This window comes from Spirosoma panaciterrae DSM 21099 (genome assembly GCF_000374025.1).
GTDB classification, from domain to species: domain Bacteria; phylum Bacteroidota; class Bacteroidia; order Cytophagales; family Spirosomataceae; genus Spirosoma; species Spirosoma panaciterrae.
The window spans coordinates 462,297-476,779 of the sequence record NZ_KB893173.1 but is presented as its reverse complement, the minus strand read 5'-3'; the positions used below and the strand labels follow the sequence as shown (position 1 = coordinate 476,779).

Genomic DNA, 14,483 nt, shown 5'->3' with positions numbered 1-14,483 from the left:
TTAATTCGTATCCACTTATGCGCTCAACGTTCCGCTTTTTACTGGTTTATGGTCTGGCCCTGGTGTTACCGCTGGCCTGTATTTACCCAGAGGAGTTAACCCAATACGTAACGGCCACCATTCTGATCGTAGATGGCACAATTACCGACCGGGCCGAACCCCAGATCATTAAACTCAAGCGAGCCCAGGCCGATCGACTAACGGGTCAGTACAGTACCGTCCCCATAACTGATGCCACCGTTTCGGTGATAGTCGACTCGGTTCAAACCATCGAGTGTCATGAAACCCTGGATGGGAGTTATCAGCTTCCCAGTGATTTCAAAGGGCAGGTTGGCCATACTTACCAACTTCGGTTTACCCTTGCGGACGGAAGCCAGTATGTGTCGACCCGGCAGGAGATGTCGGCTGTTGCACCCATTGCAGGCGTACACGTGACATTTAATCCCAACAGTTTGTCATCGACCCAGCTAAAGGGGTTTACGGCAGCTCACGACATCTTTATTGATACTCAGGACCCGGCTAGTGAGCACAATTATTACCGCTGGGAATGGAAACTATGGGAGCGGCAAAATTGGTGTCATAGCTGTCGGCAGGGTGTTTATGCTATGTACAAAGTCTTGCCAAACGTGTATAAGGATCGCGACTACTTCGTAACAGGCACTGAGTTGTATGAAGATTGTTTTAGCCCTCGAGCTGGTAAGGCAGGTGAAGAAGCTCCGGAGGTGCCGAATGAAGACTGGATCTATGATTACGGCTGTCGAACACCCTGCTGGCAAATTATCAATGGCTACGACATCGTTGTGCTCGACGATAAATTGAGTAATGGGGCACTAATTCGTCAGCAGCGAGTAGCCCAGGTACCATTTTATGATTACGCACCCGGTTTGGTCGATATTCGCCAGTATTCGTTAACGGCCGATGCCTATCAATACTACAAACGCTTTCAGGAACAGACGCAGCATACGGGTGGACTGGCCGATACACCGCCAACGGCTCTGGTAGGTAATGTTCATCAGGTAGGTCGTCCACAGACGGGCGTGGTTGGCTACTTCTCGGCTTCGGCGGTTTCACTGGTACATTACTGGCTGGATCGGAAGGATACGCAGGGCGCACTGGCTTATGGTGCAACGGCACCCTTCGATACGACCCGACGCCCAGGGGCCTATACACCAACTGGTGATGGGCTTTTTTTTGCCGTCAATGGTCGACAGCCTAACCCTGAGCCATCGCCACCCTATTTGAAAGACCGCGACAAAGCCAAAGTCAGGCTCTGGCCCAATGCCGACCGGCCCCCATTGGCTCCCTGTTTACTGACGGATAATCAAACCCCGTTCAAGCCAGAAGGATGGCGGGATTAAGTTTTGATAGCTACAAAAGCTATTTCCCGTAGGTTAGATGGGTGGTTCGGGCCTGATTAGTAAGTGTTTGTTTAGTATTCTTCGTAAGAGTAATTTAGCACATACGTACTTCCATTCCGGGTCTCCGTGCGTTTAATGGGTAAACCTTGCTGGTTATACACATAGGTGTAATCAGAAGTGAGGTTACCCTGCAATCGTTTAGTTACATTATTCCGACTGAAACGAAATTCAGGGGCAATATTGAGATCGAACAGTCCGGAGTAAGGATTGGGATTCGTATCATACATGTAAGAGATTTCACTCTTGGATTGAATGAGGTCGGTAGAGGCAACAAAATATGTATTAGTAGCTAACGTGATATTGTCCTTCGTGTATACGTAATCCGATTTGGAATATTTGTCGTGATGAGGAGGAATAAACGAACTATATTGAATCAAATGCTTACTGGTAGTATCCAGCGTATAAATAAAGTCGTTAAAATGCGTTTTCAAAGCAATGCCAGTTCCATTGTAAAGACTGGTAGTTGTGGCTTCAGGGTTGAATTTTCCACCAAAATAATATTGTAGCCCTCGGATAGTAGTTTGATCCAGCTTATATGGATCAATCAAGGTCAGGGCTCCCCGCGTTCGATCATTGCCACTGTAATCGACATAAAAAATGTATTGTTTATCCGGGTTGTTATAGGAAATGGTAGTGAAACTGCTGTCGGCCCGGGCAATGGTGCTAAGCCGATTCAGACTATCATAGGTATAGGTCGTATTGATACGAAAAGGAGAGTCGGGGAGTGTTCCATTGACTTGTTTTAACCGTAGCCTTACAGGGTCAACCCGGTCAGTGTCAGTGCAACTGACAAATCCCAGGCATAGCAGAGAGAATACAACTAATTGGGCAATCGTTTTAAGAACAGGACGTATTTGCATCCATTGGTTTATCTGTTGGCAAAGGTGAGATAGAACAGAAGAGGAATAGTTCATCGCGTGATGTGAAATAAGTATTGACTGAATCGGTATTGAAAAGAATTTGATTTATTTATGCGATTTAGAAATACGGCAAAAAAGTATAGAGCAGCCCTAAAACCCTTATTTTGAGGGACAAGGCTGCTTCTTAATAGACTCCTTACGGTCTATTACAAATGAATGTATGAAATATACTATTAGTATAGTTCATATACTAATAGTATATGAACTATACTAATAGTTGATGAACTATATAAACGACTGATTACTTTGTGGCGATGTAGAAGAAATCGAGGCTCCCGGCGGGGTCCTGGCTTACCAGATAATCAGTATAGTTGATCTGAGCCGCCAATCCGTCGGCCTGGAGGAGCCGATTCCGGTTCAGTCGATTCATCAGGTCGTAGGGAACTTGCAGCAAACGGCGGGGCAGGCGGTACTGAAGATTGAAAATATCGAAGCGGGTTAGTTTTTTAACCGACTCTTTATTTTGCTCGTAATAAGTCATCACCTTGTCATTACCATGTATCCCCTTCGTCTCGATTTTTGAGAAGTATTTGGTGATCAGATCTTTAAGCCCGTCGGCATAGTATTCCCGTACGTGCCAGGGGTTGCGGGTGAGTGAAAAACTTTTGTTGACTGTAGTGAGCAGAAGTTTGCCGCCGGGTTTTAACACGCGGTGGGCCTCTTTCACGAACAGATCATCGTTCTCGATATGTTCAATGACCTGAAACGTTACAATATAATCGAACGTATTATCGGCAAGGGTACGTAATGGAGGAATGTTTGCTGAAATAAACGTTGATTGAGGGTATTCGGCCTGAAGGGCGTTGATCAGGTCCTGATTCTTGTCGATACCTGTATAATGAGTAGCCGCTTTAGTAAGTAATTCGAGTCCCCGGCCCCAGCCACAGCCAATTTCGAGTACGTTGCCGCTGACCATTTGAGCCGCTTCGACGTAAGGAAACAGCAGACGCTGATGAACGGGATTGTCGGAAGCTATTTCGGCGGAGGTTATTTCTGTAGTTTTGTACATGATCGATTAGGGACGCGGGTATGAATCAGTAACCAGCGACTATTGCAATTGAATCGACAAAATTACTCTTTTGCAATTCGAAAGAAAAATGATAGGGTACATAAGTCGAATGCCCCAGTTTTTTCGTTATCAATAAACTGTGATTCCTGATCCGGTTCGGGAACGCATTTGCGGAACAAAACCTTGCCAACATTCGTCCGAGATACACGTTTGTTTATGCGAATTCTGTCTTTTTTACTTTTACTAGGTTTGTTGTGTGGCTGTGCCAGCAACAAAAAAAAGGAACAGGCACGTATTAATGCTGCCTACGATGCCCGCACCGAAGCTCAACGAAATCAATCCAGCAAACCAACGGTTCGCCTTGGCGATTCGCAACGCGCTGATGGAACCGCTCAGCCAGCCGATTCGCGTCCGGCGACGGTTCAGACGCCTGCTCCGGTGAAGGCGGCCGATGCTTCGGCTATTGGCACGGGGCCAGCCATGTCGATGAAAGGCGGAGAGTGGGTGGTCACTTCCATAAAAGGCAAGTTTCTGTTCGTCGACTCGTCAACGGTACGCGTGTACATGGACCTCACGGCCAAAACCCCAACGGGAGAGGCTGTTCAGAAACCCAGCGATTTTGTGGAGCATTTTCAGATCGCTTACGTCATGTATCCCGACTACAACAACCGCGAGCGATTGGGGTATTCGACGGTGCCTTTGTCGACGCAGAATGTAGGTGTCGCTTCCGATCATCTGACGTTGACCTTTGAGGTCAAACGGCCCAAAGGCGTGGCTAATGCTGTTCTATTAACGGAAATTACCGAAACCATGAATGGCACGAAGGCTCGTAACGACCTTTCATTACGATTCACTGGGACCAAGCTGAGCGACCGGGTTACCCTGTTCGATAAACGAGGCATTCAACCCCAGTTACGAAATTTTGCGAATGTAGGCGATACCATCATTCTTCGGGATGTGAGTGGTACCAACAAGCCTTTATACGGGGTTCGGTATCGGCACGATTTTGATGCGGCTTCCTCACCCATGAATACGTCGCCCAAACCCACATCCAAATCACTGAGCATCGATTCAACCCTGACGATTACTACGAACCAGCCGTTTGTGCTACCGCATGAAGGCTTGTATTATTTTGTAGAAGATACTACGGATGCCGCCGGTATTGGGTTGGTGGTTGCCGACAAACGCTTCCCCAAACTGACCCGCCCTGAGAAGCTGATCAAGCCGGTATTGTACATGAGCACCAGCACTGAAATCAGCGAATTGAATCAGGCTCAGGATACCAAAAAAGCTTTCGACAAATATTGGTTGAGCCTGATGGCAGGCAATGAAGAGGTGGCTAAACGAACGTTGAAGGCTTACTTCGACCGGGTAGAAGAAGCGAACCGCCTGTTTACCACCTATAAAGAGGGCTGGAAAACGGATAAAGGTATGATTTACATCGTACTGGGGCCGCCCGATCGGGTGCAACGGAACCGGGAGCGCGAAGTATGGGTTTATAATCGCCGGGCCAATGTTTCAGAAGTGAATTTTACGTTTACCAAGAAACCCAATCAATTCGTAGAAGATCATTATGAACTGGTGCGCTACATTGAATATCAGCCAATCTGGTATCCCATTGTAGAAGCATGGCGAACCGGCACCATCCGTGATTAAAATGTATGATACAGGATTATGATGTATGCGTGTCAGCTTTCATCATCTATCGTATAGCATGCATCATCTATTCAAATAATGCCCCAGCAATTCAAACGCAATTTTAGGCCTCGCCCTCAATTTCGTCCACAGCCCGACGAAATGGTGTTCGGTATTCAATCGGTTATCGAAACTCTCCGGTCTGACCAGCAGATCGACAAATTATACATGGAAAAGGGGTTGAGCAACCCCGACATCCAGAACCTGGCTTTCCAGAACCGGGTGACCATTCAGCGCGTACCCGTCGAGAAGCTGGATCGGATGACTCGTAAAAACCATCAGGGAGTAATTTGCCTGGTGGCTCAGGTTCAGTATGTTAAGTTGTCGAATGTGATTGCGGATGTGTACGAACGGGGTGAACAGCCATTTATCCTATTGCTGGATCGTATTACTGATGTACGGAATTTCGGCGCCATCGCTCGTACGGCTGAGTGTACGGGGGTGCAGTGTATTGTAATACCCGGACGTGGGGCAGCAGCAATTAATTCGGATGCTATGAAAACCTCGTCGGGCGCCTTGAACCATATTTCGGTTTGTCGGGAGCCCGAACTGACCGAAACTGTAAAATACCTTCAGGAAAGCGGAATTACCGTAGTAGCCTGTACCGAAAAATCGAGCCGGGATCTATACGAACGCACTACCGATCTTACCGGGCCAATTGCCGTAATTATGGGTTCGGAAGAAGATGGTATATCGCCCGAACTACTTCGAATGGCCGATGCTCACGTGAAAATTCCACTCCTGGGCGCGGTTGGATCTCTCAATGTGTCGGTTGCAACGGGGGTAATTTTGTACGAAGCCGTGCGTCAGCGAAGCCAGCAGGTGGCTGTTTAGTCGTCGAATTAGGTAAAGTCTGATTATAAAAAAGGCGTCCCAACGATTTGGAACGCCTTTTTTATGGACGAATGGACCAGTACGCGATTAAGACTTCTTGGTCGTCTTTTTCGTGGTGGTTTTCTTGGTCGTGGTTTTCGAACCACCATCAAGCGAGTTAATCCATACAGCCAGTTTCATGGCATCTTCCTTCGGCACCTGTGTCATTGGAGCCATCGGTGGATAACCCGGCCAGTGCGATGGAACAGGGGTATAAATCAGCTTTACAATCTCCTCGTTCGAATATTTTTTCTTTGCTACATCGGCATAGGCTGGACCGACCAGTTTTTGATTGGGGCGGTGGCAGGCAATACAGGTGTATTTAGTCATCAGGGCGTTCATATCTGCCGGAATATCGGCTGGCGCCTGAGCGTTAGCATCGAAGGAGGCTACGGCCAGCGAAGCCGAAGCGATAAGAAGGCCAAAGAATTTTTTCATAAGAATCGGTAAGCGATAAATGGAAAAAACGAATTTTATTACGTTACAAGGTCAGTCGCGCAAAAATAGATGGTTTCGAATGATAACCCAATTTTGGCTACGGTTTTTCCTATAAACTACTTATTAGATCGTTCTTCTACCAAAACGTTTAATATTTGCTAAAATAAAATGTATGCAACCGCTCGATCGTTTTTCCGGCCACGCCGACTTGTACGCTCAATACCGAATCGATTATCCTGCCGATTTGTATGATTACATCCTGCAGTATGTCCATAATCGCCAGATAGCATGGGATTGCGCCACTGGCAATGGACAGGTTGCGGGTGCGCTGGCCGATTTGTTTACGCAGGTTGAGGCTACGGATATGAGCGAAAAACAATTGGCTGAAGCGGTAAAGAAACCGAACATTCAGTATCAGCTCTCAATGGCTGAGCATACTCCTTTCGCAGATCACACATTCGATTTAATTACTGTGGCGCAGGCGATTCACTGGTTCGACATCCAGGCGTTTCACCAGGAAGTTCGACGGGTAGCGAAGCCCGGCGCTGTTCTTGCGGAATGGGGGTACGGGCTAGCCCAGATCGGCCCCGACCTGGACCCGGTTCTGGTCGATTTCTACCGTAATCGGATAGGACCTTACTGGGACCCCCAGCGGAAGCACATCGACCATGCGTACGAGAGTTTACCATTTTCCTTTGCGGATGCCAGACGCGAACGATTTACGGCCAGCCGTTTTTGGCCGCTGGAGCGCTTTCTGAACTACCTGCGGACGTGGTCGGCTGTGAGGCAGTATATCCATGAAAATGAAGCGGACCCGGTTACGGAGTTAGGACAGCAGTTGCAGCAGGATTGGGGAAATGGGGAGCGTGAGGTCCGGTTTCCGATTTTCTTGCGCGTCGGACGGGTTTGATTTTTAACTGATTGATGGATTTCAAACTGAGTATGCTCAGGAAAGCTGACCACGCATTGTTTTGGTAACAATATTCATATCTATGAGCTAGGTCTTTCCTATGAATCTCTCAAAATCGCGTATTTCCTGATCTATAGCTTCGTTTTGCTGCTGCGTATAGTGCTTGTATTTCCCCACTAAATGCCCTAGTCCAGTACCATTCTTCACGTTTTTTGGGTGGTCAGGATCCTCAACAAGAATCACCTGGATTTCAACTTGTTGCTCATCGAATTCTTTTGGAACCTTTACTTGAATGACTTGGTCGTGAGGGAAGGCATATTGGCGAATTATTTTCATGTCGAATCGATCAATTTAGTCACGAAAACATGAAATTATTTGACAACTAGGCTTCCCAAATTACGCGTACCACCTTTCCATGTACACCAATTGTTTGAAAAAATTCTAACCAGTGAAGTTGCTGAGGGCCAAGGTGGTCAGTCGGGGATTTGACTTCAACAAATTCATATTGGCCCTGTTCGCTCCAGATCAGCAGATCCGGAAAACCGCGTGTATGTTCGCGTACGTTGCGGGCCATTTCCAGAAGAATCAGCCGTAATTGATCAACCGACAATAGGTCGATAATACGCTGGACTAGCGTCAATAACTCGTCTGACCAGTCGACCAGTACGTTCGTAATGCCGTATTTTGCGTTGAACATCCGGCCGGTATGCCGTCGCCAGTCGTCGGGAGTGGTTAGTTCAGCCAGACGTTTTTTTAGTAAATCTTCACGTTTCAGGTAAAAGTCGGGTAGATAGAAATCCGATGGAGCGCGTTGGAGCGGATGGTGAATAGCCGATACGTTCGCATCATAGATAATGTCCCAGAAAACCAGTCCGAACAGACCACGCCAGGGGTAGTTTTCAGTAAAGGCGGCATCGAATTCCTGCTCCAGGTAGTAATTCATGACCCCCGCTTCCACATGATGTCGATAGGCCACCGGAATGTTGACACTCTCCGCATCGAGCAGGAAGCGGGTTGTGGCTTTACGAGGGCGTTTTTTTTCGCCCACACTCAGAATCTTATCCCGGAAGTCGTTCGCAAAATACCGTTCCTCTGCATTGAGTGGATTCAGAGCGATTTCGTCGCAGAGCGCCAGGGCTTCATCGACAGACCCATTGCGGAACAACAGCCGGACACGACGCTCGCGGGCAGGTACCCGGTCAGAGAGTTCGTATACCGACAGGGCCTGCTCTGGCAATTTCTGTCGTTCCAGAAAACCGCCTACTCGGCATACCAGTTTCTGATAACCCGGAATAGCGATTTCGGTTAGTTCAGGACGGGTTTCATTCCAGTTCAGAAACCAATTGTAAATATCGTCGGCTGGGGTCTCGGCTTCTTTCAGATCGTGGAATTCTTCGTTGGTGAGCGAGATAAGCAGCTTGTCTTCTACCTCTTTGCGGGTTCGGAAGCGTGCCGTAAGTTTACTTTCGTCGTACCGCTCGAAGTTAACCATGCCCAGATCGCGCACAACAAACTCCGTCATGCTGCCGCTTCGGTTGCCAAAAAACAGGTATTTGATCATCATACCTTCGGCTTCGAAATTCATCTTGACGACTGTTTCATGCGTAGTCAGGCTCGTAACAATTTCGCCGAAATCCAGTTCTTGCAGGGCATACCGAATGACAGTTTCCTTCTTCTCTTTCGCTAATGGCCTGATTTCTTCAGGTTCGAGTGGCAGAAGCTCGAGAAGTTCCGGTTTGGTGAAAACGCCCAGAGCCTCTTCACCTAAATGTGTGTGACTGGCAGATAGTGGCTCAATAAAACCAGCGTTGAGGAGTTCGCTGGCCGCAGCCGGTAGGTCAGTTATTTCAGCATACTGTAGTTTGTTTACGCGAAAAAAGAGTCCTTTGCGGTTGCTGAATCGTACATATAAACATTGTGCATCCAGGCTGAGGGCTTCGAACCGATGCACAAAAGCCCATTCAGCTTCGTTTAATAAACTACCGTAGAGCCGTTTGACAAAGTCCAGCACATACCGGAAATTGTCGAGGTAATAACGAGGGGTAAGTATAACTTTTTGTCGTCCAACCATGTGGTAAAGCGGTGATGCGGCATACCGATGGAGAGCCACCACCCTGCGTGGTTCCCACCTGCTTAATATAACAAAAAAACAAGTGTTTATGTCCCCAGCCGACGTGCTTACTGAGTTGAATAAGCAAGGTATTTTGCCAGCAGATCAGCAGGTTAAAATAGCCGCTATTGAACGAGAAAAGCCATTTTCTGTTCACTGGGAGCTTCGATCCATGTTGTATATCGGCATCCTGTTGCTGAGTTCGGGTTTAGGGTTGCTGGTGTATGATAACTTCGATCAAATTGGCCACGGAGCGTTACTGGTAGCTATTGCTTCGGCTTGCTTCGGGAGCTTTTTCTTTGCCTGGCGGTACCGACCCGACTGGACCCTTCGCGAAACAAAAAGCCGATCTACATTTGGCGATTATGCCCTGATTCTGGCTTGCCTGTTGTTTCTCACCCTCGAAGGTTATGCCCAGTATGCATACAACGTGTTTGGTGAACGATATGGTTTGGTGACCCTCCTGCCTGCTTTACTATTTCTGCCAATTGCGTATCGGTTTGATCATCGGGGTATTTTGGGAATGGCTCTAACGGCGTTGATTTCGTGGGTAGGGGTTACTGTTCGGCCACTTGAACTGTATTTTAAAACCAACTTTTTTGATCGGACTACCGTCTTTTCAGCAATCGGTCTATCGCTGGTATTGATTGCCGTGGCGCTTGGGCTACAGCGGAAACAGATCAAAGCGCACTTTACCTATACCTATCTGACCATGGCCGGTAACCTGCTGATGGTGGCCCTGTTGGGCGGACTATTCAATTTTGATGAGCTGCGTATTGGATTTACGGTCGGCCTGGCTGCGGCTTGTGTTGTGTTGGATCGGTTTGCCCGGCAGGAGCAGTCGTTCCTGTTTCTGCTGATGAGCGTGGTGTATGGATATATTGGAGCTACCTATCTGTTTTTCCACTATTTGCATCTGGACGATGAAGCGTATTACTGGTATTTTATTTTGACCGGTATTGCCCTGGTATATTACCTGATGAGCCAGCTACCTAAACGCAGTGCGAAATGATAAAGGCTTATAACGAGCAGTGGATTTATAACCGGGAGGTTCTGGCACAGGCCGAACGCTGGCATCGGCAGCAACTGATCTCAGACAATCAGATGGAAGCGATTCGGAATACCTATCCCGTCGAATTTCGCCAGACGAACGGTTTTCTTGAAATCGGTCTGTTTTTGTTCACAACGGTAGCCATACTAGCCTGCTACTTATTACCGGCCAGTATGTTTTCGATCTTTTCCGTGTCAACAACCTATGCCCTCTTCAATATCTTATCAGGGATCGGGATAGGGGTAGTCGGACAATTCCTCATTAAGCGCAAGTTGCTGTATCGGAACGGGATCGATAATGCGTTTGTGGTCACTACAGCGGGTTTTCTGGCATTTGGTTTTAACCAGCTATTGCCCAACGGGCTATCGACAGCCGAGCATTGCTTTTTAACACTTCCTGTACTCGTCCTGGTCCTGATTTATTTTGGCGACACCCTGATAGCACTTTTTACGCTCGGTACGTTTTATACGGGCATTTTCGATGGATTGCTAAACTATAGTTGGGGGAAAGATGCATTGCCCTTTGTTATGATGGGTATTTCGGTATTGATTTACCTGACCGTCAGACAATTTATGCTACAAAATCCCAGAGAGGTGTATTATACCGATCCACTTAATCTGGCTCAGTGGATTTCACTCGTTGTGTTGGCCGCCAGTGGTAATTATTTCGTGGTTCGTGAGTTGAATGGCTTGTTGCTTCGGGCTAGTCCAACCAGCCTACATTTGTCAGAAGCTCCCCAGATTTCGCTGGCGTGGTTATTCTGGGTATTGACGTTTTTGATTCCGGGGATTTATTTGTGGCAGGGATTGCGCAGGCGGAATCGAATGCTGCTGATTCTGGGTGTTCTTGGCTTAATCGCTGCGGTTATAACCCTGCATGACTATACCGCTCTGGTGCCTCTCAACGTTGCTCTGACAATTGGAGGATTCCTTCTGATCGGGATTGCCGTAGGGTGTATTCGCTACTTGAGTGAACCAAAATATGGCTTTACCGATGCCCCGGATGATGATTCGCCCGATGCGTTTTTCCTGAATGCAGCAACCGTTGCGGCTGTTCAGGCAGCCGGAGCAGCCCAGCAACCCAAAAACGATTTGCGTTTTGGTGGTGGGAATTTTGGAGGTGGGGGTAGTGAAGGTACCTACTGAGGTGTAAAAATGCTGGAAAGTTGGGATGGCGGTTTCGGAGAAAAGCGCATGGACCCATACCCAAGCGACTTTACAACCCTGCGAATTACCTAAGTTTGAAACCAGGATGGGTAGCATCTTTGGTGTGCCTTCATAACATAAGCGCAAACTTCCTGTTTGTGTCTGCTGAAAAACTGCTAAGTTTGGCCCCGCAAACCAACGACCATACGCAGTCGCATGAAAACCGTAGATTCCTACAATTTTGCCGGGAAGAAAGCCCTGGTCCGGGTTGACTTCAATGTGCCCCTCGACAAAGAATATCATATTACCGACGATACGCGCATTAAGGCGACCATTCCGACGGTGATGAAAATTGTTAACGATGGTGGCGCTGCCATTTTGATGTCGCACCTGGGTCGGCCGAAGGGTGGTCCCGAAGAGAAATATTCCTTAAAACATATCCTACCTGCTCTGAACGAAGCGTTTGGCCGTGAGGTGAAATTTGCTGACGATTGCATCGGACAGTCGGCTACCGATCTGGCTGCCAGTCTGCAACCGGGCGAAATCCTGCTCCTCGAAAACCTGCGCTTCTACAAAGAAGAAGAGAAAGGCGATGTGGCTTTTGCCGAAAAACTTGCCAAACTGGGTGATGTCTGGGTAAATGATGCCTTTGGTACAGCACACCGGGCGCATGCCAGCACGGCCGTTATGGGGCAGTTTTTTACAGATCGCGTAGCCGGTTATGTGATGCAGGCTGAGCTTGATAACGCCAAAAAGGTACTCGAAAATGCAGAACGGCCTTTTACGGCTATCATGGGTGGCGCTAAAATCTCCGACAAAATTCTTATTATCGAGAAGTTGCTGGATAAGGTCGATAACCTGATCATTGGCGGAGGGATGACCTATACCTTTACGAAAGCACAGGGTGGCCAGATCGGGAAATCGCTGCTCGAAGCCGACAAACAGGAACTGGCACTCGACTTACTGAAAAAAGCAGAGGAGAAAGGCGTGAAGATCTATATGCCCCTCGATAACCTCTGTGCCGATAATTTTTCAAACGATGCCAACCGGCAGGTAGTAGCTACGGGCGAGATTCCTGATGGCTGGGAAGGTCTGGACATCGGGCCTGAAACCATCAAGCTTTTTACCGACGTTGTTTTGAATTCGAAAACAATTCTCTGGAATGGCCCAATGGGTGTGTTTGAGTTTGAAAATTTTGCGCATGGCACGAACGCCATTGCCGAAGCTGTTGTAAAAGCAACGGAAGAAAATGGCGCATTCTCCCTCATTGGTGGTGGCGATTCGGCATCGGCTGTCAATCAGGCTGGCTATGGAGATCGGGTTAGCTACGTTTCGACAGGTGGGGGTGCCCTGCTCGAATACATGGAAGGCAAAACGTTGCCAGGCGTAGCCGCACTGGAGTAGTTATAAAATGGTCGGTTTATAAAAACTGGTTGTAACCGAAAATTTCAATGCGCTACAACTGACTTAATGCCGCTCTTGCTTTATTGTCGATGCTGTTTTTATATTCATGACGTTTGAAGCTAAGTGCTTTCTGAAAAAACGACCGGGCTCGTGTTCGGTCGTTTTTTTGTTGATAAATATACCCTAGCTGTAAAGCCGCTGTTGCCCCGAAAGACAAGCCTGCCGGTTCACTGAGGACTATGGCCCGGTTGAGAAAAGAAATAGCGGCATCCGGCTCATCTCGTCGCTGGTAGATGCGACCCATTCGGTAATTGTATTCTGCTTTTTCGGCAGTAGAAGCAAATTTAGCTTCATCATAGGGCCGAAGATACGCCAGTGCAATATCCGTAAACCCGCCATCAGACGCCAGTCGGGCTCGCATTAGCACCTTCTGATTGGCAGATGCTCCCTTTTTGGCGTACGCTTCGGCAAATTTTTGGGCAGCCTTATCGGATTCTACCGTGGTGCGTCCAGTGGTGAGTACTTTCTCCAGAAACGGTCGGCTTTGGGCATCCACATCGTTGGCAAGCCAGTGGCACAGAAATAGTTTGTAATACGAATCCTTCAGGAAATTTTGACCTCTGTAGGTATCAAGAAAGCGCTGAAAATGAGCGGTTGCTGAAACATATTCGCCTTTTTGCAGATAGATATCACCCAGGATGTTTTCGATAATTGGCAACGTCTGATAGGCTGGACCAGTAGGTCGTTTCAATAGGTAAGTAAGAGCCTGTTCACTATGCCCCGCTTTCTGCTCTATGGTGGCACCAAAAAAGTGAAGGAGTAGATTGTCTGTATTGTCGTTAATAAGTTGTTGTAATGTCTGGCTGTCGTAATCGGTAAATTTCAGGACATAAGCTCGTACCATAAGGTCGATCAGGCGGGTTTCCAGCCGAAATACAGAGTCTTGCTGGGCACGTACTAATTCCTGCTGGCCTTGCTTGATGGTTCCACGCAAACCCAGTAAATGGGCGACCCAAACATAATTATCGGGTACGGAACCAATCATAATGTGCAACGTACCCAGTGATTTGTAGGTGGGCAGGAAGTCGGGAAACAGCTTCTGGTTTTCGACCAAAAGCTTGTAGGCTTTAATCACATCCCAACAGGCACTGATCTCTTTTCCGAATTTGAGTTTGGCAAAAGCCCAGTGCAGCCTTACTTCGGCCAGAGCAACCCGTTGCCAGGGTGACTTACTATCCAGATCGTTTAAGGCATCGAGCCGTTCAGTTTCCCGATCGCTCAACCGGGCGAAGGCTTTCTCGTCGTCGGTAGTGACGAGCAGGATCATATCAGCATAGTCGTCCAGAAAAATGCGGATGCCATTATGGGGGCTTTCACGGGCCAGCAGTTGCTGAGCCGACTGCACTTTGAGTTTTTGCAGGTCGGTGTAAGACCGATGTAAGGCCGGAGTCCAGGAGAAATCCTGGGCCGTAAGCTGAGTTGAAAGACCGAGAAATAGAAACAAAAGCAC

At 47.9% G+C, this 14,483-nt stretch carries 13 protein-coding genes; 7 read left to right on the top strand and 6 right to left on the bottom strand.

Annotated features, from left to right (window positions below; all coding sequences use genetic code 11):
* The first annotated feature begins 17 nt into the window (after positions 1–17).
* Positions 18–1,358 (top strand): DUF4249 domain-containing protein, encoded by a 1,341-nt coding sequence (locus tag B153_RS0105495; protein ID WP_020595678.1) that lies wholly within the window; start codon positions 18–20, stop codon positions 1,356–1,358.
* 71 nt (positions 1,359–1,429) lie between these two features.
* On the opposite strand, the gene B153_RS0105490 is transcribed toward B153_RS0105495, so the two are convergent.
* Together B153_RS0105490 and B153_RS0105485 are read right to left on the bottom strand one after the other, a co-directional pair.
* A complete protein-coding gene (locus B153_RS0105490) occupies positions 1,430–2,278 on the bottom strand; it encodes a hypothetical protein (RefSeq protein ID WP_020595677.1) in 849 nt (282 codons plus the stop codon).
* A gap of 301 nt (positions 2,279–2,579) precedes the next feature.
* Positions 2,580–3,347 carry a class I SAM-dependent methyltransferase gene (locus tag B153_RS0105485; protein WP_020595676.1) on the bottom strand — a complete coding sequence of 256 codons (768 nt, stop codon included), beginning with the start codon at positions 3,345–3,347 and terminating at the stop codon, positions 2,580–2,582.
* A gap of 216 nt (positions 3,348–3,563) precedes the next feature.
* Here B153_RS0105485 and B153_RS0105480 point away from each other — a divergent pair, with 216 nt between their 5' ends.
* Together B153_RS0105480 and rlmB are read left to right on the top strand one after the other, a co-directional pair.
* Complete coding sequence (locus B153_RS0105480) at positions 3,564–5,003, top strand: GWxTD domain-containing protein (RefSeq protein ID WP_020595675.1); 1,440 nt, start codon at positions 3,564–3,566, stop codon at positions 5,001–5,003.
* Positions 5,004–5,081: 78 nt separating this feature from the next.
* On the top strand, positions 5,082–5,876 hold the full coding sequence (rlmB, locus tag B153_RS0105475) for a 23S rRNA (guanosine(2251)-2'-O)-methyltransferase RlmB (RefSeq protein ID WP_020595674.1): 795 nt from the start codon (positions 5,082–5,084) through the stop codon (positions 5,874–5,876).
* An 87-nt stretch (positions 5,877–5,963) separates the two neighbouring features.
* On the opposite strand, the gene B153_RS0105470 is transcribed toward rlmB, so the two are convergent.
* Positions 5,964–6,353, bottom strand: coding sequence for a c-type cytochrome (locus B153_RS0105470; RefSeq protein WP_020595673.1), 390 nt, complete (start codon positions 6,351–6,353; stop codon positions 5,964–5,966).
* Positions 6,354–6,525: 172 nt separating this feature from the next.
* Here B153_RS0105470 and B153_RS0105465 point away from each other — a divergent pair, with 172 nt between their 5' ends.
* Positions 6,526–7,263, top strand: a complete 738-nt coding sequence (locus tag B153_RS0105465; RefSeq protein ID WP_020595672.1) for a class I SAM-dependent methyltransferase — start codon at positions 6,526–6,528, stop codon at positions 7,261–7,263.
* 87 nt (positions 7,264–7,350) lie between these two features.
* Here the strand turns inward: B153_RS0105465 and B153_RS0105460 are convergent, their stop codons facing one another.
* Together B153_RS0105460 and B153_RS0105455 are read right to left on the bottom strand one after the other, a co-directional pair.
* Positions 7,351–7,599, bottom strand: coding sequence for a hypothetical protein (locus B153_RS0105460; protein ID WP_020595671.1), 249 nt, complete (start codon positions 7,597–7,599; stop codon positions 7,351–7,353).
* 46 nt (positions 7,600–7,645) lie between these two features.
* Positions 7,646–9,334, bottom strand: coding sequence for a VRR-NUC domain-containing protein (locus B153_RS0105455; protein ID WP_020595670.1), 1,689 nt, complete (start codon positions 9,332–9,334; stop codon positions 7,646–7,648).
* A gap of 88 nt (positions 9,335–9,422) precedes the next feature.
* Here B153_RS0105455 and B153_RS0105450 point away from each other — a divergent pair, with 88 nt between their 5' ends.
* The 3 genes from B153_RS0105450 (at position 9,423) to B153_RS0105440 (ending at position 12,973) form a co-directional block, all read left to right on the top strand.
* Positions 9,423–10,385, top strand: a complete 963-nt coding sequence (locus tag B153_RS0105450; protein ID WP_020595669.1) for a DUF2157 domain-containing protein — start codon at positions 9,423–9,425, stop codon at positions 10,383–10,385.
* On the top strand, positions 10,382–11,569 hold the full coding sequence (locus tag B153_RS0105445; RefSeq protein WP_020595668.1) for a hypothetical protein: 1,188 nt from the start codon (positions 10,382–10,384) through the stop codon (positions 11,567–11,569). Before B153_RS0105450 ends, B153_RS0105445 begins: the two co-directional genes overlap by 4 nt.
* Positions 11,570–11,785: 216 nt before the next feature.
* The gene (locus tag B153_RS0105440) at positions 11,786–12,973 is read left to right on the top strand and encodes a phosphoglycerate kinase (protein ID WP_020595667.1); all 1,188 of its coding nucleotides are present in this window, start codon (positions 11,786–11,788) and stop codon (positions 12,971–12,973) included.
* A 52-nt stretch (positions 12,974–13,025) separates the two neighbouring features.
* Here the strand turns inward: B153_RS0105440 and B153_RS0105435 are convergent, their stop codons facing one another.
* Positions 13,026–14,483: a tetratricopeptide repeat protein gene (locus tag B153_RS0105435; protein WP_051097226.1), complete on the bottom strand. Its 1,458-nt coding sequence runs from the start codon at positions 14,481–14,483 to the stop codon at positions 13,026–13,028.

Bases quoted from the DNA above. Each gene is read 5' to 3' on its own strand.
- B153_RS0105495 (WP_020595678.1), top strand. From the start codon at position 18: ATGCGCTCAACGTTCCGCTTTTTACTGGTTTATGGTCTGGCCCTGGTG.
- B153_RS0105490 (WP_020595677.1), bottom strand. From the start codon at position 2,278: ATGCAAATACGTCCTGTTCTTAAAACGATTGCCCAATTAGTTGTATTC.
- B153_RS0105485 (WP_020595676.1), bottom strand. From the start codon at position 3,347: ATGTACAAAACTACAGAAATAACCTCCGCCGAAATAGCTTCCGACAAT.
- B153_RS0105480 (WP_020595675.1), top strand. From the start codon at position 3,564: ATGCGAATTCTGTCTTTTTTACTTTTACTAGGTTTGTTGTGTGGCTGT.
- rlmB (WP_020595674.1), top strand. From the start codon at position 5,082: ATGCCCCAGCAATTCAAACGCAATTTTAGGCCTCGCCCTCAATTTCGT.
- B153_RS0105470 (WP_020595673.1), bottom strand. From the start codon at position 6,353: ATGAAAAAATTCTTTGGCCTTCTTATCGCTTCGGCTTCGCTGGCCGTA.
- B153_RS0105465 (WP_020595672.1), top strand. From the start codon at position 6,526: ATGCAACCGCTCGATCGTTTTTCCGGCCACGCCGACTTGTACGCTCAA.
- B153_RS0105460 (WP_020595671.1), bottom strand. From the start codon at position 7,599: ATGAAAATAATTCGCCAATATGCCTTCCCTCACGACCAAGTCATTCAA.
- B153_RS0105455 (WP_020595670.1), bottom strand. From the start codon at position 9,334: ATGGTTGGACGACAAAAAGTTATACTTACCCCTCGTTATTACCTCGAC.
- B153_RS0105450 (WP_020595669.1), top strand. From the start codon at position 9,423: ATGTCCCCAGCCGACGTGCTTACTGAGTTGAATAAGCAAGGTATTTTG.
- B153_RS0105445 (WP_020595668.1), top strand. From the start codon at position 10,382: ATGATAAAGGCTTATAACGAGCAGTGGATTTATAACCGGGAGGTTCTG.
- B153_RS0105440 (WP_020595667.1), top strand. From the start codon at position 11,786: ATGAAAACCGTAGATTCCTACAATTTTGCCGGGAAGAAAGCCCTGGTC.